We start from the raw sequence: 17,478 nt of genomic DNA on the forward strand, positions 1-17,478 counted from the left end.
CTCGCTCCTTGCCGCTGTGCGTTCTATCGAAGAACCGATGCTCTCGACTCCACTATAGGGAGCGCGATGTTGTCCGGATGATCGATAGTCGGGCGAGTAAGCAGACGCCAGCGAGTGCCAAGGGAACCTCTCCCGAATCCCAGATGGAGCCGCCCAGGGGAATCGAACCCCTGACCTATTCATTACGAGTGAATTGCTCTACCGACTGAGCTAGGGCGGCGTGCTGCGCGGCGGCAGCGCCCACGAGTCTAGCGAGCCGGTGGCGCGCGACCAAACCGGGCCCCGGTGCGGACCCGTTTGGGTGCGAGACCACACGCGTTGGCCGGTTTCGGGGCCCGCCGGTGAAGCGGATGCTGCTTACGGACGGGGTGCGATGCGGTGCGGTGCGGTGCGGTGGGCTGGGTACGACTATGCGCCGCCCGGCCGGGTGCCCTCGAGCACCGTCAGCACCGCGCGGCCGCGCGGGGACAATTCGTAGCCGACGTCGAGGCTGCGGGTCAGTCCGAGTTTCTTCAGCTTGCGGACATCGAGTTTGAAATCTGCGCGTGGCCTGCCCAATTCGGCTGCCAAGTCGGTCGAGACGACGGCTGGACGACGCGCGATCAGCTGCAGGGTCGCCCGTGTCCAGGGGCCGTGTGACGATCGATTGTCGAGTCGCTGCAACCGGGTACGCAGCTCGGCGATGTCGTCGTCGGAGAGGTCGTCGTCGGCTCGCAAGGCGATCCGCGGGTCGGGTCCGGCCCACCCCAGCTCGATCCGGAAGACCGGGTCGTCGGTGCGGCGGAGCTTCCCGACCGCCGCCACTGCGCTGGAGAATCCGGCGCGGTGCGCCTCATCGTCGGAGATCTCCTCGACGTAGACCTTCCGCACGGACCTGATCTCGATCAGCCCGGCCGAGCTGAGGAAGGTCGACCCGGCGCGGACTCGCGCCACCTGCCACCTACGGAAGGCCAGGTCTACCGAGCCGTCCGCCACACCGTGGGCGACTCGCGCCGGAAGGAGCACGACGTGAGCGTACCGAGAATTCGGGTCACGAGGAGCGCGGTGCAGTCGTAGGGTCGAATCATGACCGGATCCAGCGGAACCCCAGTCAGCGCGGCAGCGGCCACCGAGGCGCTCTCGGACCCGTGGCGGGTTTTGGCCGACACCGTCTACGCCGCCTTCCGGACCAAGAACATGGTGCGCGGCGGCGAGTTCGTCGCACGGATCATCGAGGCCGCCGAGGCGGCCGGTCACCATCCCGACGTGGAACTGCGGTACGGGTCAGTGCATCTGGCGCTCACCACGCACAGCGCGCACCGACTCACCGAAGCCGACGTCGCGCTGGCCAACCGGATCTCGTCGATCGCGGCCGACCTCGATCTGGAGCCGGCGGCCGCTCCGCCGGGACGCTTCGAGTTGGGGATCGACGTCCTCGACGTCGACAAGGTCCGCCCGTTCTGGAAGGCCATCCTCGGCTACGACGACGAGCCCGAGCAGACGTCAATCGACCTCTCCGACCCGGCGGGCATCCTCCCCGGGGTGTGGTTTCAGCAGATGGACGAACCGAGGTCGCAGCGCAACCGCGTCCACGTGGACCTGTGGCTCCCTCACGACGCGGTGGAGGAGCGGATGGCTGCCGCCCTCGATGCCGGTGGTCGGCTGGTCACCGACGAGTTCGCGCCGGAATGGTGGGTGCTGGCCGACCCCGAGGGCAACGAGATCTGCCTGTGCACGTGGCGCGGACGGGAGTGACTGACCCGGTTTTGTAGTACCAACATGCGGTTTTCCGCACGTTGGTACTACAGGATCAGGCTGGCCGGGCTAGGCGACGCCCTCGGCCTTGGCGGCCTCGGCGACGGCCTTGGCGACCGCCGGGGCGACGCGGTCGTCGAGCGGGCTCGGCACGATCTTGTCGGCCCGCAGGTCGTCGGAGACTACCGAGAAGATCGCTTCTGCGGCAGCGAGTTTCATCCGCTCGGTGATGCGACGCGCACCGGCGTCGAGCGCGCCGGCGAAGACACCCGGGAACGCGAGCACGTTGTTGATCTGATTCGGGAAGTCGCTGCGGCCGGTGGCCACGACCGCGGCGTACTTCGCCGCGACCTCGGGGTGGATCTCCGGATCGGGGTTGGACAGGGCGAACACGATCGCGTTGTCGGCCATCGAGGCGATGGCGTTCTCGTCGATCTGACCGGCCGATACACCGAGGAACACGTCGGCTCCGTCCAGCGCCTCGGCGGCGCCGCCGGACAGGCTGCGCGGGTTGGTGCGTTCGGCGAGTTCCTGCTTGATCTCGTTGAGGTCGTCGCGGTGAAAGCTGACGATTCCCTTTGAGTCGAGCACCACCACATCGCTCACCCCCGCGTGTTCGAGGATGTTGGCGCACGCCACACCGGCGGCACCGGCACCGGAGATGACCACCTTGAGGTCGCGCAGATCGCGTTCCTGTAGAGCCATCGCACCCTTGAGTGCCGCCAGAACGACGATCGCGGTGCCGTGCTGGTCGTCGTGCATCACCGGGCAGTCCAGCGCCTCGATGACGCGCCGTTCGATCTCGAAACAGCGGGGAGCGGAGATGTCCTCGAGGTTCACCGCGCCGAAGCTCGGTCGCAGCCGGATGAGGGTCTCGACGATCTCGTCGGGGTCCTTGGTGTCGAGGACGATCGGGATCGAGTTGAGTCCGGCGAACGACCGGAACAGCGCCGACTTGCCCTCCATCACCGGTAGCGATGCGCGCGGACCGATGTCACCGAGGCCGAGGACGGCCGAGCCGTCGGAGACCACGGCCACCAGACGCTGGGTCCAGGTGTACTGATTCACCAGTTCGGCCTTGTCGTCGATCGCCCGTGACACCTGGGCCACGCCCGGGGTGTAGGCGATCGACAGATCGCGCTGGGTGTCGATCGGCGCGCGCAACTCCACCGAGAGTTTGCCGCCCACGTGCGCCATGAAGATCTCTTCGTCGGTGATCGGCAACTCGGCGATCGACGGCTCGTTGAACGCAGTGCGGTGGGTGGGGGCGTTGTCTGCCGTGCTGGCCACGGTTGTTCCTCCTGGATCACCCGCATCGAACGGCGGGTTTCTACGGTGGCGCCACAACGGTGGGGCGCCCCTACAACTGCCGGTCCGTGGCGCGAAGCGTGTGCGCTTCGGCACTACGGCGAACCGTCGCGACCCGGATCACGTTCGTGGCCGGGCTGCGGAACCGCCTCAGTGTCGCACCGTGTCCACAGGCCGATCAAGGTGCCCCCCGATTGATCGATCGGGTCGATAAGGTACAACTTGTATCTATGTTGTCCGCAACCGGTGAATCGGCAGCTGAACGCGTATATCGCGAGGTCAAAGGCCAGATTCTCACAAACCAGATCCTCGGCGGTGAGCTGATCAGCGAAGGTGACATCGCCACAGAATGTGACGTGAGTCGCACGCCGGTGCGGGAAGCGTTCCTGCGGTTGGAGGCCGAGGGCTGGATGCGGCTGTACCCCAAGCGCGGCGCACTGGTGGTTCCGGTTGCCGACCGAGAGGCCCGCGACGTGGTGCAGGCGCGCATCCTGCTGGAGGAACACGCCGTGCGCACGTTGGCCGGCGACCCCACCGGACGCGCCGATCTCGCCGCGCGCCTGGAACGCAATCTCGCCGCCCACCGCGCGGCCGACCCTGCCGACATCGCAGAATTCGCCCGCATCGACGCGGAGTTCCATCAGCTGATTGTCACCGCCGGCGACAACCCGCTGCTCGCCGACTTCTTCGTCAGCCTCGGCGAACGGCACCGAAGGATGACCACCACGAGCGTGCGCCGCGACGACACGGTTGCCGCCCGCATCCTGGCCGACCATCGCGAACTGCTCACCGCGGTCGCCGACGGCGACAGCGATGCGTACGCCGCGGCACTGGCCGCGCATCTGGCATCCGTGCACGACCTCGGTCCTCGGACATGACGCTGACTGACCAGACCTCGGTCGAGAAGCCCGCGTCGTCGCGTCCCGGTTCGTGGACGCCGGTGGCGGCTGCACTGTTCACCGCCGCGTGGGGTGGCAACGAGTTCACGCCGCTGCTGGTGATGTACCGCCAGCAAGGCGAGTTGTCGGCTGTCGCCATCGACAGTCTGCTGTTCACCTATGTGCTGGGCATCGTCCCGGCGCTGTTGATCGGCGGCCCACTGTCCGACCGGTACGGCCGGCGGCCGTTGATGCTGCCGGCGCCGGTGTTCGCCGGATTGGGGTCGCTGCTGCTGGCACTCGGACCGCACTCGTTGGCCCTGCTCAGCGTCGGCCGGGTGGCCAGCGGAGTCGCGTTGGGCCTGTCGATGGCGGTCGGGGGCAGCTGGCTGGCGGAGATCAGTCATCGCAACGGCGACCGCGCCGGCGTCGGGGCGCGTCGGGCGGCGATGAGCCTGACCGCCGGCTTCGGGGTCGGGGCGGGCATCGCGGGTGTGCTCGCGCAATGGGGGCCGTGGCCGACGGTGACGCCGTACGCGGTCAACATCGCACTCGCCTGCATCGCCCTCGTTGCATTGGCCGGCGCACCGGAGACCCGGTACCGGGGCACCGACCGTGGCCGACTCGCCGACGATCTGCGCATCACAGGTGTACTCAACCGGCGGTTCCTGCTCGTCGTGGTCCCGGTCGCGCCGTGGGTCTTCGGTGCCGCGGCGTCGGCCTACGCGGTCATCCCGGCGCTGATGTCGGCCCGGACCGCCGGCGCGCCGATCGCGTTCGCCGCGCTGTGCTGCGTGCTGGGCCTGGGCGCAGGGTTCGGGATCCAGTCACTCGGACGTCGGCTCGACGACCCGGACCGTGCACGCGGCCCGGTCCTCGCGCTGATCGTGCTCGCCGCGGGGATGGCCCTCGCGGCAGCTGCCGCACACACCCTCGCCGTCTGGGTGTCACTGCTGGCCGCGATCGTGCTGGGCTGCGGTTACGGGATGGCCATGATCGCGGGCCTGCTGGAGGTGCAGCGCATCGCCGGACCGCACAACCTGGCGGGTCTGACCGCGGTCTTCTACTCGGTCACTTACCTCGGGTTCGCCGTGCCGGTGATCCTCGCCTGGATCTCGGAGAACCGCCCGGCGATCACCTACACCGCGATGTTCGGGGTCGGGGTCATCGCGGCGCTGGTGTGCCTGGCGATCGTCGTCGCCGGGCATCGGGCGGACCGCCGGATCTTCCAGCAGCGTCCCGGCGCCGCGGCGTGCGAGATCCCCCGGACGACCGACCGGTAACCTCATCTCCGGTTCGCAGGCGACGGGAGGAATCGGGCGATGATGCTGGGGGCATGGGTCACGGTGGTGACGGCCCTGATGCTGGTGGTTCCCGGCGCCCTCGTCGGACGCCGCATGTTGCTGCCCTGGCCGGTGGCGATCGCCGCCGGCCCGCCGATCACCTTCGCCGTCGTCAGCGTGTTCACCGTGTTGTACTCGGCGATCGGGTTCGAGTGGAACATCGTCACCGCGCTCCTCGCGCTGGTGATCACACTGCTGTTCGCATGGGTGTATGCGGCGCTGCTCGCCACCCGCCGCTTCGCGACGTTCGCCCCGAACCGCGCAGACGACGACCCACCGCTCGGATGGCGTGCGGCAGTGCCATTGGCCGCCGGTGCCGGTGTCGGCGCGATCATCATCGCGATCACCTGCATCCGGCCGCTCGTCACGACCGCCTTTGCCGGTCTGGGCAACATCTCGCAGGTGTGGGACTCCCTGTGGCATGCCAGTTCGCTGCGCTGGATCGACGAGACCGGGGTCGGTTCGGCGCTACGCATGGGCGAACTGATGAACTATGACACCCACGGCTTCAACTACTACCCGAACACCTGGCATGCACTGGGCGCCATCCTCTTCCCCCTCACCGGCGCCGACCCGGTAGAGCTCTACAACACCTACTCGCCCGCGGTGTTGGCGATCACCGTTCCGTTCGGGGCCGCCGCGCTGGCCTACTGGTTCGCCCGCCATCGCTTCGACCCGTCGCGCTCGGCGGTGGTGGCCGGGGCTGCGGCTGCGGCGTCGGCGTTGTTCCCGTCACTGCCCTATGTGGAGGTGCAGCTTACGTCGGTGCCCAACGCGGTGGGGGTGTCGATGGCGCCTATCGCCGCGATTCTGGTGATCAGTGCCGTCCGCGACCGGCGCCGAGTATTGGCGGCCGCCGCGGCGATGGCCGGGGTCACCGCGACCCATCCGTCCGGTCTGATCCTGGCCGGCGTGATCGTGGTGCTGTGGCTGCTGCTCGAGGGTTTGTGGCACCCGGCGTACGGGCGGCTGCGTGATCTGGCGACGCTGGCCGTCGCCGGGCTGCTCACCGTGGTGGGGATCGCGCCGGTCGTCTACGGCACCATCAAGGTCGCCGACACCAACGAACTACCCTTCTTCGACTTCCGCGAAGAAGGGGTCGGGGTGTCGTCCGGTCTGGCGCAGGCCGCGTTCAACGGCACCATTCCACTGGAGAAGCACTATCCGATCTGGGCGCTCATCGTCCTCACGGTGCTCGGTCTGGCGGTCCTGGCCTGGATGCGGTGCTGGGCGGGGCTGGCCGGCTGGCTGGTGTTCGTGCTCGTCACCGCCAACTCGGTCGTCTCGCTGGGTGTGCTGTCCTATCCGCTGGGCGCCATCGGTGGCTATTTTTACAACTCACCCCATCGACTGACCTTTGTGGTGGCGATGTTCTCCGCGGCTGCCGTGGGGTGCGCACTGGGCGCTGCGGCGGTGGCGGTCGCCGGCTGGGTGGCCGGACGTGACCGGACGTCGCCGCGATCGGCTCGTTGGGCGCTGCCCGCAGTAGCGGTCGTGCTCATCGCATTGATCGCCGGCGCCGGGGTGGTGCGCTACCCGGCCGACGCGCAGATAGCGTCGAAGGAACGTGGCGGCAAGTACATCGGGCCCGACGATCTGGACGCCTATCAATGGTTGGCCGAGCAACCCGACGCTCACGACGTGCTGGTGCTCAACAATCTCGATCAGGGCACCGGTTGGCTGTATCCGGTCACCGGGGTCACCCCGATGTTCCCGTTCTACCGGGCCAACGACTTCTCCCAACGGCAGCGCGACCTGTTCTGGGGCGTCTCCCAGATCGGCGCCGACCCCTACATCGACGACATCGTGCGCGACATGAACGTGCACTACGTCATCGACAGCCCGCCCAGCTATTGGGAGTTCCAGAACGGGGTGCCCGACCCGGAGAACGGGGTGCAGGGCGACCCGTTCCTGGCGCTGCGCAACTCCGGTGCACCCGGACTGACCGAGGTGTTCCGGCAGGGCAACGTGAGCGTCTATCGCGTCAACGAACAGGTCTACCGGCCGGCCGGCTGAGTACGCACTCAGGCGTCGGGATACCCGTTCGGGTTCTTCGACTGCCACCGCCAGGTGTCGGCGCACATGTCGTCGATGGTCTTGGTGGCCCGCCACCCCAAGTCCGCGTTGGCGCGGGCCGGATCGGCGTATGAGGCGGCGATGTCGCCGGCCCGTCGCGGCGCGATCTCATACGGGATCGGGCGGCCACTGGCCCGTTCGAACGCCTTGATCACCTGCAGCACTGACACACCCTGTCCGGTGCCCAGGTTCCACACCGACATCGGCTCGGCGCGGCTGCCCACGGTGTCGAGGGCGGCCACGTGCCCCGCGGCGAGATCGTCGACGTGGATGTAGTCGCGCACACCGGTGCCGTCGACGGTGTCGTAATCGTCTCCGAACACCGACAGCTGCTCGCGTCGCCCCACCGCCACCTGCGCGACGAACGGCATCAGGTTGTTGGGGATACCGCTGGGGTCCTCGCCGATGTCGCCGCTGGCATGGGCGCCCACCGGGTTGAAGTAGCGCAACGCGGCGATCCGCCACCGGTCATCGCTGGCCGCGACATCGGACAGGATCTGCTCGATCATCACCTTGGTCCAGCCGTACGGATTGGTGGCCGAGGTCGGCAGATCCTCGGTCATCGGGAGTTCGGGTTCGGCGCCATACACCGTCGCCGACGACGAGAACACCAGTGTCCGCACATCGTGGCGGTCCATCGCGCGTAGCAGGGAGAAGGTGCTGTCGAGATTGTTCTGGTAGTAGGCCAGCGGCTTGGCCACCGACTCGCCGACCGCCTTGAAGCCGGCGAAGTGGATGACCGCGTCGATCTGCTCGTGCGCGAACAGGTGCTCGGTCTTGTCGGTGTCCGTCAGGTCGATGGCATGCACGGGTATGGGGCGCCCGGTCAACGCCTCCAGCCGGCCCACGACGGTCGGCTTGGCGTTGCTGAAGTCGTCGACCACCACCACATCGTGGCCGGCCTCGACGAGACGGATGACGGTGTGCGAGCCGATGTAGCCGGCGCCGCCGCTGACGAGTACGCGCATGGCTCCACCGTATGCGTCGCAGCTGGCAGGCAGCGTGGGGGAGTCTGTGTGTTGTCCGCCTCATGCCCAACGGATACCGTCGGCGCATGGCGCGCGCAGACGTGGAGTTCGGTTCCAGAGGTGTGACGTGTCGGGCGTGGCTGTACCTCCCGGAGGCCGACCGGCCCGCGCCGATCATCGTGATGGCGCACGGGCTCGGCGCCATCAAAGAGATGCGGCTCGATGCCTTCGCCGAGCGATTCTGCGACGCCGGGTATGCCTGTCTGGTCTTCGACTACCGACACTTCGGGGCCAGCGATGGTCAGCCGCGGCAACTGCTGTCGGTGCGCCGGCAGCTGCAGGACTGGGCGGCGGCTATCGCGTTCGCGCGCAGCCTCACCGAGGTGGACAACCGGCGAGTGATCTTGTGGGGCACCTCCTTCGGTGGCGGCCACGTGATGGTGGCGGCCGCGCGCGACGGCGATGTCGCCGCGGTGATCGCGCAATGCCCGTTCACCAGCGGCACCGCGTCGGTGCTCGCGATGGAGCCGGCCACGGCGGTCCGGGTGACCGGGCGGGCCATCGCCGACCTCGCGGCGAAGCTTCTGCGGCGTGATCCGGTGATGGTGGGGTTGGCAGGCGAGCCCCACGATACGGCGCTGATGACGGCGCCCGATGTGGTCGCGGGGTATCTCCCGCTGGTACCCGATGGTCAGGCGTTCACCAACGAGGTCGCGGCGCGGGTGGTGCCGGAGATCGCGCTGCATCATCCAGGACGCGCGCTCGCCGAGCTCACCTGCCCGGTGTTGGTCTGCGTCTGTGACAAGGACAGTGTCGCGCCACCACGGCAGACGGTGCGGTACGCCCACCGGGGCCCGACGACGCAGTTGATCCGCTATCCCGAGGGACACTTCGACATCTACGTCGGCGACGCCTTCGAGGAGGTCGTCGCCGACCAGGTGGACTTCCTCGACCGGGTGGTGCCGCTGGGGTGAGCCCTGCCCACCCTCAGCCGATGACCCGCTCGGTGCCCGCGTAGTTCGCTTCGACGGCCTGCTTGTGCGGTTGCCACCAGTCAGGGTTGGCGCGGTACCAGTCGATGGTCGCCGACAAACCGGATCGGAAGTCCAGATATTGCGGCTGCCAACCCAATTCGGTGCGCAGCCGGGTGGAGTCGATGGCGTAACGGCGGTCGTGGCCGGGCCGGTCGGTGACGAAGTCGAAGGCGTCTGCGGGTTGTCCTAGCAATTCCAGGATGGTCTCGACGACGGTGCGGTTGTTCACCTCGCCGTCGGCGCCGATCAGATACGTCTCGCCGATCTCACCGCGTTCGATGATGGTCCACACCGCGTCGTTGTGGTCGTCGACGTGAATCCAGTCGCGCACGTTGAGGCCGTCGCCATACAGTTTGGGCCGCACTCCGGCGAGCACGTTGGTGATCTGGCGCGGGATGAACTTCTCGACGTGCTGATAGGGCCCGTAGTTGTTGGAGCAGTTGGAGATCGTCGCCCGCAGACCGAATGACCGCACCCATGCCCGCACCAGCAGATCCGAGCCGGCCTTGGTGGAGGAATACGGGCTCGATGGATTGTAGGCCGTCGCCTCGGTGAACCGGGTCGGGTCCTCGAGATCGAGGTCACCGTACACCTCGTCGGTGCTGATGTGGTGATACCGCACGTCGTGGCGGCGGACGGCCTCCAACAGGGCGAACGTGCCCACGAGGTTGGTCTGCACGAACGACGACGGATCGGCCAGCGAGTTGTCGTTGTGGGATTCGGCGGCGAAATGCACCACCACGTCGGCGGCCGCGACCAGCCGATCGACCAGCGCGGCGTCGGCGACATCGCCGACGACCAGATCGATGCGGTCGGCGACCGACTCCAGGGTGGCCGGGTTGGCGGCGTAGGTGAGTTTGTCGAGCACGGTGATCTCGACGTCGGGGCGTTGCGCGAGCGTGCGCAACACGAAATTGGCGCCGATGAAACCGGCACCCCCGGTGACCAGAACCCGCATGACTCGACCCTTCCGTTGGACGACCGTCACTGTACCGTCGGGCGCGGTGACCGGGTGGGACGTGTGCGCCATGCCCTAGGCTGGGCGCTATGCGCGGCATCATCCTCGCCGGAGGCACGGGCACCCGCCTGCACCCCATCACCCAGGGCGTCAGTAAGCAATTGGTGCCGGTCTATGACAAGCCGATGATCTACTATCCGCTGTCGACGTTGATGCTCGCCGGCATCCGCGACATCCTGATCATCACCACGCCGCACGACAGCGCCGCATTCCGCGGGCTGCTGGGCACCGGTGAGCAATTCGGCATCAACCTGACGTACGTGACGCAACCGTCGCCCGACGGACTCGCACAGGCATTCGTGCTCGGTGCCGATCACATCGGTGATGAGTCGGTCGCGCTGGTCTTGGGAGACAACATCTTCTACGGCCCGGGATTGGGCAGTCAGCTACAGGGATTCGAAAACGTGGACGGCGGCGCCATTTTCGCCTACTGGGTGGCCGACCCGTCGGCGTATGGGGTGGTGGACTTCGACGAAAGCGGTCGTGCGGTGGCGTTACAGGAGAAGCCGCAGCACCCGCGTTCCAACTACGCGGTGCCGGGCCTGTACTTCTACGACAACGACGTGGTCGAGATCGCGCGCAACCTCGCCCCTAGCGCCCGCGGTGAATACGAGATCACCGACATCAACGCGCACTACCTCGAGCAGGGGCGGCTGGCGGTGCAGGTGTTGCCGCGCGGCACCGCATGGCTCGACACCGGCACCTTCGACTCGTTACTCGACGCCGGCAATTTCGTCCGAACCGTCGAGCAGCGGCAGGGACTCAAGATCGCGGTGCCCGAAGAGATCGCCTGGCGACGCGGTTTCATCGACGATGACGAATTGCGGATACGCGCCGAGAAACTCCGCAAATCCGGCTACGGCGGCTACCTGCTGGAGCTACTCGACCGCGGAAAGGGCTTCTGACATGAAGTTGCGACCACTAGCGATCGACGGGGCGTGGGAACTGACCCCGGTGCAGCACGGAGACGATCGCGGTCTGTTCGCGGAGGTGTTCAAGGCAGATCTGCTCGCCGAGGCGATCGGCCATCGGCTCGACCTCGCCCAGGTGAACCTCTCGGTGTCGGCGGCGGGCGTACTGCGTGGTGTGCACTTCGCCGACGTCCCGCCCGGGCAGGCCAAGTACGTGACCTGTCCGTCGGGCGCGATTCTCGACGTCATCGTCGACATCCGGGTCGGGTCGCCGACCTTCGGCACCTACGACACGGTCCTGCTCGACGACGTCGACCGCCGTGCGGTGTATCTTTCCGAAGGGCTCGGTCACGCCTTCTGCTCGCTCGCCGACGGCTCGACGGTCACCTACCTCTGTTCGACCGGCTACAACCCGGGCGCCGAACACGGCATCAACCCCCTCGACGCGGAACTGGGCATCGAGTGGCCGAACACCGCTCGTGACGGTAGCCCGTTGAGCTACGAGCTGTCGGCGAAAGACACTGCCGCGCCGGGCTTGTCGGAGGCTCGGGACTCCGGCCTGCTCCCGAACCACGACGACGTCACCACCTACCTGCGCACCCTCGCGACCTAACCTCCCCAAGTCTTGACACGGTAGTCGAGAGAACCCCAAAAATCGCCGAGAGAACCCAGCCCCACCACAATCGGATGCCGTCGGCGAGAAGCTGGGTTCTCTCGGCGATTTTTGGGGTTCTCTCGACGCGAAGGGGTCGACTACCGTGTCAAGACTTGGCGGCCTAGGGTTTCTGCTGATTCTCCGCGTCGCGCAGGGCAACCGCCCTCGCCAATCTCGCGTACTTGATCTCGAGCTCGCGGAATCGTAGGTAGGTCGACACGGTAGTGAACGCGAAGGCGATCACCAACAGGAACAACACGAGGTCGAGGCCACGTTGGATGCCGATCTTGTTGGCGAGCCAGGTGATGTCGTCCTGGCGAAGCATTGCGTACAGGCCGAATGCCACAAACACCACGAACAGGATCTTCACGCCCGCCGAGGCGCGAGCGGTGCCGCGGTTGACGACGAAGAACGCCACCAGTACCACCAGCCCGACGATGGCGAGGATCTGCAGCCAGATCATGTGGTGCTCACTTCCTCATTCGCGGGTGCAGCAGTCCGTCGGCGACGATGTTGACGCCATTGATCAGGGACTGTCCCTTCGCCCGGGAGTAGTCGGTGTACAAGATGGTGACGGGCTGCTCGGCCACCCGCCAGCCGTGATGGTCGATGAGGGCCACGAACTCCGAGGCATGACTCATCCCGGCCATCACCAGGTCGAGGTCGTCGGCCACGGTCTTGTTGAAGGCGCGTAATCCGTTGTGGGCGTCGGTCAGTCCGAGGCGTCGTGTTCGTGGGCTGAGAAAGACGATGGTGCGCAACGCCATTCGTCGCAGCAGCGGCACCGACTCGCTGCGCCCCTCGGCGAAGCGGGTGCCGACGATGATGTCGACGGGCTCGGTGCGCAGCCGCTCGATCATCGCGACGACGTCGTCGACCCGATGTTGTCCGTCGGCGTCGAAGGTGACGAAATACCGAGCTCCCGGTTGTGCGCGCGCATACTCGACGCCGGTCTGGATGGCCGCACCCTGACCGAGATTGACCGGATGCCGTACCAGTCGTACTCCCGCCGCTCGGATCTGCGCGGCGGAATCGTCGCGGCTGCCGTCGTCGACGCAGACGATGTTGGGAAAGGTCTTCGCCGCATTCGCCGCGACATCCCGGATCACCTGCGCCTCGTTGAAAACGGGTATCACCAGCCACACGTCATCGTTGCTGGTGGCGCCGGAGGTCATGCGGGTAACCCTAGCCGAGCGGACTGTCGCCATGACCTACCCTGGTCGGGTGCCGATCGACGTGATGATGCCGTTCTACGGCGACGTCGCCCAGTTCCGGCAGGCGGTCACCAGCGTGCTCGACCAGAGTGACGGAGACCTGCGGCTCGTCGTCATCGACGACTGCTATCCCGACCCGGAGCCCGCCGCGTGGCTGGCGTCTGTGGCCGATCCGCGCATCCACTACCTGCGCAACGAGACCAATCTGGGTGTCAACGGAAACTTCCGGCGATGCGTGGAACTGGTGGAGGCCGAGTACTTCGTGGTGATGGGCTGCGACGACGTGATGCTGCCCGACTACGTGGCGGGCGTGCGCTCGTTGGCCCGCGACCATCCGCAGGCGACGGTCATCGCCCCGGGGGTGGAGGTCATCGACGACGACGGTCGTGTGGTGCGCCCACTCGGAGACCGGATCAAGACCCTGTTGACGCCGCGCGCGCAGCCCGGGCGGCCGGCCGTGCTGCGCGGGGAAGCCATGGCGACCAGCCTCTACCACGGCAACTGGACCTATTTTCCGTCGCTGCTGTGGCGTACCGATCCGGTCCGTGAGGTCGGGTTTCGGCCGGGGCTGGACATCGTGCTCGACCTTGCCCTGCTCGTCGACCTGGCGGCCGGCGGCGGCTCGCTCGTGCACGATGCGCGCGTGGCGTTCCGATATCGCCGGCATGAGGCGTCGGTGAGTTCGGTGCAGGCCGTCGACGGACGACGGTTCGCCGAGGAGAACGCCTTCTTCGCCGAGGAAGCCCGCCGGTGCGCGCAGCGAGGCTGGCCGCGTGCCGCGCGTGCCGCCCGCCTGCACGCGACGTCGCGGCTCAACCACGCTCAATCGCGTGTGCTGGCCACCGCGGGCCGACTGCGCCCGGCCAACACCACACCGTGAACCGCCATCCCCACCACCGGGCCGCCGAGCAACGCGATCGCCACGCGGACCGTCACGTCGGTCGGTAGCAGCAACAACCCGATCGAGGCGAGCGTCGCCACCCACCAGCCGGCCGCATACCAGCGGTGTGCGCCGACGGCGATCGTGGCCGCCCCCGTCACGGTCAGCAACGCCAGTGTCGTCGCACCCAGGGTGAACGCGGCCAGCGCGGCGCCGCTGAGCCGAAAATCCGCGCCGAATACCGCCGTGAGCAGCCAGGGTCCGATCAGCCACGCGGCCCCCGACCCCACCACGCCGATCGCGGCGACGGCGACGAACGGGGCTCGCAACGCCGCCCCCAACCGCCGACCGGCGTCCACGAAACGCGTGATCAACACCCCTTGAAAGCTGTTCAGCGGCACCAACAGCGGCGCACGGGTCAGCGTCACGGTGAGCACCACCGCGCCCACCGCGGCGGGGTCGGCGTCGGCGCCGGTCGCGGTGATGAGCACCGGGAAACCCATCACCAGCACCGCGCTGGCCGCGGCGGCCGCCATCGCGGTCACCGTGTTGCCGGTGAATCGGCGCGCGGTGACATCGGCGGGCAGACAGACTGCCGCGCGGGCGGCAGGCGACGTCGCCAACAGCACCATCCAGGACACCGAGCCGATCACCGTGATCACCAGAAACGCGGTCACGTCGCCGTCGAACACCACCGTGAGCACGGCGCCGACAAGACGGATCACCGCGTCCACCGACAGCAGCATCGCGAACGCACCCCAGGACACCGCCCCCGACAACGCGCCCGCGAGGTGGGCGTACACCCCGAACGATGCGACGCCGATGGCCAGCAGCAGCACCGACAGCCCGCGCTGTTCGTCGAAGACCAGCCCGCTCCACAGCGGAGACGTCACTGCGACCAGCAGGCCGATCGTCACTCCGATGGCGCCGTTGATCAGCCACGGCCGACGACCCGGTGCGGTGGCGCCGTCGATACCGGCCCGGATGGCGCGGGTGGTCTCCTGCAACTGCCCGTTCTGGGCGCCGGTGACCATCCCGTAGGCGGCCCAGAACACCGCGAACACGCCGTAGCCCGCTGCGCCGAGCTGACGGGCCGCCAACAGCAGCACCACGTACCCGGACGCGGCCGCGATCAGCGTGGCCACGGTGACCCGGCCGATGGCGCCGGAGGTGCGCCGCGTCGCGGCCGTCTCGCCGGTCATCGGCCGAGCTCGTCGATCATCCTCAGGACGGACCGGGGAAGTCCGGCAACGCCGCGGTGAAGAGCCACTCGTCCCACAGGTGGGTCAGCGACATGGTCGAGTAGTTGGCGGCCAGCGCGATGAAGTCCTCGGTGGTCGCCGAACCGTACCGATATTTGTCCGTCCACCGTTTGATCAGGGCGAAGAAGTTGCCGTCGCCGATGGTCAGGCGCAGGGCGTGCAAGGTGAGTGCACCACGTTTGTAGACCCAGTCGTCGAACATCCGGCGCGGACCGGGATCGGCGAGGGTGGCGCGCACGGGGTTCGCTGCGAGTTTGTCGTAGTAGTGCCGCGCCCATTCGGTGGCGCTCTTGCCGCCCGAACGCTGACTCCACAGCCACTCCGCGTAGCAGGCGAATCCCTCGTGCAGCCAGATGTCGCGCCAGCGTGACAGGGTGACGGAGTTGCCGAACCACTGGTGGGCCAGCTCGTGGGCGACGAGCCGTTCGGCGCGTTGGGAGCCGTCGCAGTGATTGGCGCCGAAGGTGGAGAAGCTCTGCGCCTCGATCGGGATGTCGAGGTCGTCGTCGGTGATCACCACGGTGTAGCGGGGGAAAGGGTAGGGTCCGAACATCTCGACGAAGGTGTCGATCATTTCGACCTGGCGCCCGAAATCGACGTCGAGGTTGGACACCAGCCGTCCCGGTAGCACGGCGTCGACGGGGATCGGCTTGCTGGCCAACGTCTTCTTGACGTACGGACCGATCTGGATCGACGCGAGGTAGGTGGGCATCGGCTCGACCTGCTGGTACACCCAAGTGGTCTGTGCGGCCCGGGACCGTTTGGATTCCAGCACCCCGTTGGCGAGCGCGTAGTAGGGGCTGTCGGTGGTGATGGATATCCGGTAGGGCGCCTTGGCGCTCGGGTGGTCGTCGCAGGGGAACCACGATGCCGCGCCGTTGGGCTGGTTGGCGCACAGAGCGCCCTCGGAGAGCTCCTCCCAACCGACCTCACCCCACGCACCGCGGATAGGGCGGGGGGTGCCGGCGTAGCGGATGACTATGGTCATCGCCCCGCCCGGCGGTACCGGGGCATCCGGGGTGATCGACAGCTTGCGGCTGCGGTGACTGTAACGGGCCCGCTTGTCGTTGACCGTCACGCGCGACACCGACAGCGACGAGGCGAGATCGAGTGTGAACTTCCGCAGCGCGACAAAGGACGTTGCAGTCAGCGTCGCCACCCCGGATAGTCGGTTGGGTGACACCTTGTACTCGAGGTCGAGGTCGTAGCGCGAGATGCGGTAGCCGAGGTTGCCGTTGTCGGGCAGGTATGGGTCGAGTGCATCCAGCGGGGCGCCCAGCAGCGGTTCTCGTGGACCCTTCGCCGACTTTCCCGGCACTGACTCTCCGATCTGTGTTCGAACGCGGCGCAATGTGTCACGGCACGCGAACGGGGTATGCGCCTTGATGTCGCGTGGTGTTGCGGAGACTCAGGTTACCTGTCGGGTGCCGTGTGCATGCGACGGCGATGGCGTGAGAAAGTGTAGATCAAGCGGACCGTAGTCCGGTTGTGATGGTCGGGACGACAAGGGAGAGCAATGTTCGGCATTCGCAGTGTGACGTTTTTCTTGGCACGACTGATTCTTGGCTACATCTTCATCATGCACGGCTGGCAGAAGCTGCACACCAACGGAATCGACGCCACCGAGCGCGCTTTCGATTCGATGGGGATACCCGCGCCGAATCTCGCGGCGCAGTACGCCACGTGGGTGGAGTTCGTCGGCGGCATCCTGCTGATTCTCGGCCTGTTCCTGCCCATCGTCGCGATCCTGCTGATCGCCGACATGATCGGCGCCATCGCCTACGCCCATTGGGACGCGGGCTTCTGGGCCGCCGACGGCGGCTACGAGCTCCCGCTGGCGCTGATCGGTGGTCTGCTCGCGGTCGGCTTCGCCCAGGCCGGCTCCGCCGCCGCCGACCACTACGTCTTCCGCCGCCGGCGTCGCGGCGCAGTCGTCGACTGACGCACCAGCCGTCGGCGGGTCGGCGCGCGGTGTCATCCGTCGGCGGGGTCGACACACCGGTCCAGCGGTCGGCGGTTCCGTACGCGGTGTCATCCGTAGGCGGTTCCGCGCGCGGCTTTATCCGCCGATCGAGTAGCCGAGCCGCTAGGCGAGGCGTATCGAGATCCGGTGACGAGGATCTGTAAGGAAGGTTAGGTGAGGTGGCGTCGCTGACTGGCGTCGTGGGCGCTGGGTCGGGACGGTTTCGGGTCAGGA

The 17,478-nt window shown here is 67.4% G+C and carries 17 protein-coding genes and 1 tRNA gene; 9 read left to right on the plus strand and 9 right to left on the minus strand.

Annotated elements, in window-relative coordinates:
- Positions 1–144: 144 nt before the first annotated feature.
- Together VX037_RS18430 and VX037_RS18435 are read right to left on the minus strand one after the other, a co-directional pair.
- A tRNA-Thr gene (locus VX037_RS18430) sits at positions 145–220 on the minus strand.
- A 188-nt stretch (positions 221–408) separates the two neighbouring features.
- The gene (locus tag VX037_RS18435) at positions 409–1,005 is read right to left on the minus strand and encodes a hypothetical protein (protein WP_266062750.1); all 597 of its coding nucleotides are present in this window, start codon (positions 1,003–1,005) and stop codon (positions 409–411) included.
- 60 nt (positions 1,006–1,065) lie between these two features.
- Between VX037_RS18435 and VX037_RS18440 the strand changes: the two genes are divergently transcribed.
- Positions 1,066–1,734, plus strand: a complete 669-nt coding sequence (locus VX037_RS18440) for a VOC family protein (protein ID WP_266062749.1) — start codon at positions 1,066–1,068, stop codon at positions 1,732–1,734.
- A 69-nt stretch (positions 1,735–1,803) separates the two neighbouring features.
- Here the strand turns inward: VX037_RS18440 and VX037_RS18445 are convergent, their stop codons facing one another.
- Complete coding sequence (locus VX037_RS18445) at positions 1,804–3,024, minus strand: NAD(P)-dependent malic enzyme (RefSeq protein WP_328715264.1); 1,221 nt, start codon at positions 3,022–3,024, stop codon at positions 1,804–1,806.
- 248 nt (positions 3,025–3,272) lie between these two features.
- On the opposite strand from VX037_RS18445, the gene VX037_RS18450 reads away from it, so the two are divergent.
- Genes VX037_RS18450 through VX037_RS18460 form a run of 3 tightly spaced genes read left to right on the plus strand, consistent with a single transcriptional unit; the run spans position 3,273 to position 7,279 of the window.
- Positions 3,273–3,920 (plus strand): GntR family transcriptional regulator, encoded by a 648-nt coding sequence (locus VX037_RS18450; RefSeq protein WP_235721815.1) that lies wholly within the window; start codon positions 3,273–3,275, stop codon positions 3,918–3,920.
- Positions 3,917–5,203, plus strand: coding sequence for an MFS transporter (locus VX037_RS18455; RefSeq protein ID WP_235721816.1), 1,287 nt, complete (start codon positions 3,917–3,919; stop codon positions 5,201–5,203). Before VX037_RS18450 ends, VX037_RS18455 begins: the two co-directional genes overlap by 4 nt.
- A gap of 39 nt (positions 5,204–5,242) precedes the next feature.
- A complete protein-coding gene (locus tag VX037_RS18460; RefSeq protein WP_235721817.1) occupies positions 5,243–7,279 on the plus strand; it encodes a DUF6541 family protein in 2,037 nt (678 codons plus the stop codon).
- Positions 7,280–7,287: 8 nt separating this feature from the next.
- Here VX037_RS18460 and galE read toward each other — a convergent pair whose 3' ends face one another.
- Entirely contained in the window at positions 7,288–8,307 is a 1,020-nt protein-coding gene (gene galE / locus VX037_RS18465; RefSeq protein ID WP_235721818.1) for a UDP-glucose 4-epimerase GalE, read from the minus strand.
- Positions 8,308–8,393: 86 nt separating this feature from the next.
- Between galE and VX037_RS18470 the strand changes: the two genes are divergently transcribed.
- Entirely contained in the window at positions 8,394–9,281 is an 888-nt protein-coding gene (locus VX037_RS18470) for an alpha/beta hydrolase (protein ID WP_235721819.1), read from the plus strand.
- 13 nt (positions 9,282–9,294) lie between these two features.
- Here VX037_RS18470 and rfbB read toward each other — a convergent pair whose 3' ends face one another.
- The gene (gene rfbB / locus VX037_RS18475; protein ID WP_235721820.1) at positions 9,295–10,299 is read right to left on the minus strand and encodes a dTDP-glucose 4,6-dehydratase; all 1,005 of its coding nucleotides are present in this window, start codon (positions 10,297–10,299) and stop codon (positions 9,295–9,297) included.
- A gap of 89 nt (positions 10,300–10,388) precedes the next feature.
- Here rfbB and rfbA point away from each other — a divergent pair, with 89 nt between their 5' ends.
- Positions 10,389–11,264 (plus strand): glucose-1-phosphate thymidylyltransferase RfbA, encoded by an 876-nt coding sequence (gene rfbA, locus VX037_RS18480; RefSeq protein WP_235721821.1) that lies wholly within the window; start codon positions 10,389–10,391, stop codon positions 11,262–11,264.
- Position 11,265: 1 nt separating this feature from the next.
- Positions 11,266–11,883 carry a dTDP-4-dehydrorhamnose 3,5-epimerase family protein gene (locus VX037_RS18485; protein WP_235721822.1) on the plus strand — a complete coding sequence of 206 codons (618 nt, stop codon included), beginning with the start codon at positions 11,266–11,268 and terminating at the stop codon, positions 11,881–11,883.
- Between the two features lie 163 nt (positions 11,884–12,046).
- On the opposite strand, the gene VX037_RS18490 is transcribed toward VX037_RS18485, so the two are convergent.
- Positions 12,047–12,388 carry a DUF2304 domain-containing protein gene (locus VX037_RS18490; RefSeq protein ID WP_235721823.1) on the minus strand — a complete coding sequence of 114 codons (342 nt, stop codon included), beginning with the start codon at positions 12,386–12,388 and terminating at the stop codon, positions 12,047–12,049.
- A 7-nt stretch (positions 12,389–12,395) separates the two neighbouring features.
- On the minus strand, positions 12,396–13,100 hold the full coding sequence (locus VX037_RS18495; protein WP_235721824.1) for a glycosyltransferase family 2 protein: 705 nt from the start codon (positions 13,098–13,100) through the stop codon (positions 12,396–12,398).
- A gap of 49 nt (positions 13,101–13,149) precedes the next feature.
- Between VX037_RS18495 and VX037_RS18500 the strand changes: the two genes are divergently transcribed.
- Positions 13,150–14,019, plus strand: coding sequence for a glycosyltransferase family 2 protein (locus tag VX037_RS18500; protein WP_266062791.1), 870 nt, complete (start codon positions 13,150–13,152; stop codon positions 14,017–14,019).
- Here the strand turns inward: VX037_RS18500 and VX037_RS18505 are convergent.
- Together VX037_RS18505 and VX037_RS18510 are read right to left on the minus strand one after the other, a co-directional pair.
- Positions 13,962–15,221 (minus strand): lipopolysaccharide biosynthesis protein, encoded by a 1,260-nt coding sequence (locus tag VX037_RS18505; protein WP_328715266.1) that lies wholly within the window; start codon positions 15,219–15,221, stop codon positions 13,962–13,964. The genes VX037_RS18500 and VX037_RS18505 overlap by 58 nt on opposite strands.
- Before the next feature lie 22 nt (positions 15,222–15,243).
- Complete coding sequence (locus tag VX037_RS18510) at positions 15,244–16,599, minus strand: M1 family metallopeptidase (RefSeq protein ID WP_266062744.1); 1,356 nt, start codon at positions 16,597–16,599, stop codon at positions 15,244–15,246.
- A 198-nt stretch (positions 16,600–16,797) separates the two neighbouring features.
- Between VX037_RS18510 and VX037_RS18515 the strand changes: the two genes are divergently transcribed.
- A complete protein-coding gene (locus VX037_RS18515; protein WP_266062743.1) occupies positions 16,798–17,223 on the plus strand; it encodes a DoxX family protein in 426 nt (141 codons plus the stop codon).
- The last annotated feature ends 255 nt before the right edge of the window (positions 17,224–17,478 follow it).

Origin of the sequence: Gordonia sp. Z-3, assembly GCF_036233855.1 — a bacterium.
Taxonomy (GTDB): Bacteria; Actinomycetota; Actinomycetes; order Mycobacteriales; family Mycobacteriaceae; genus Gordonia; species Gordonia tangerina.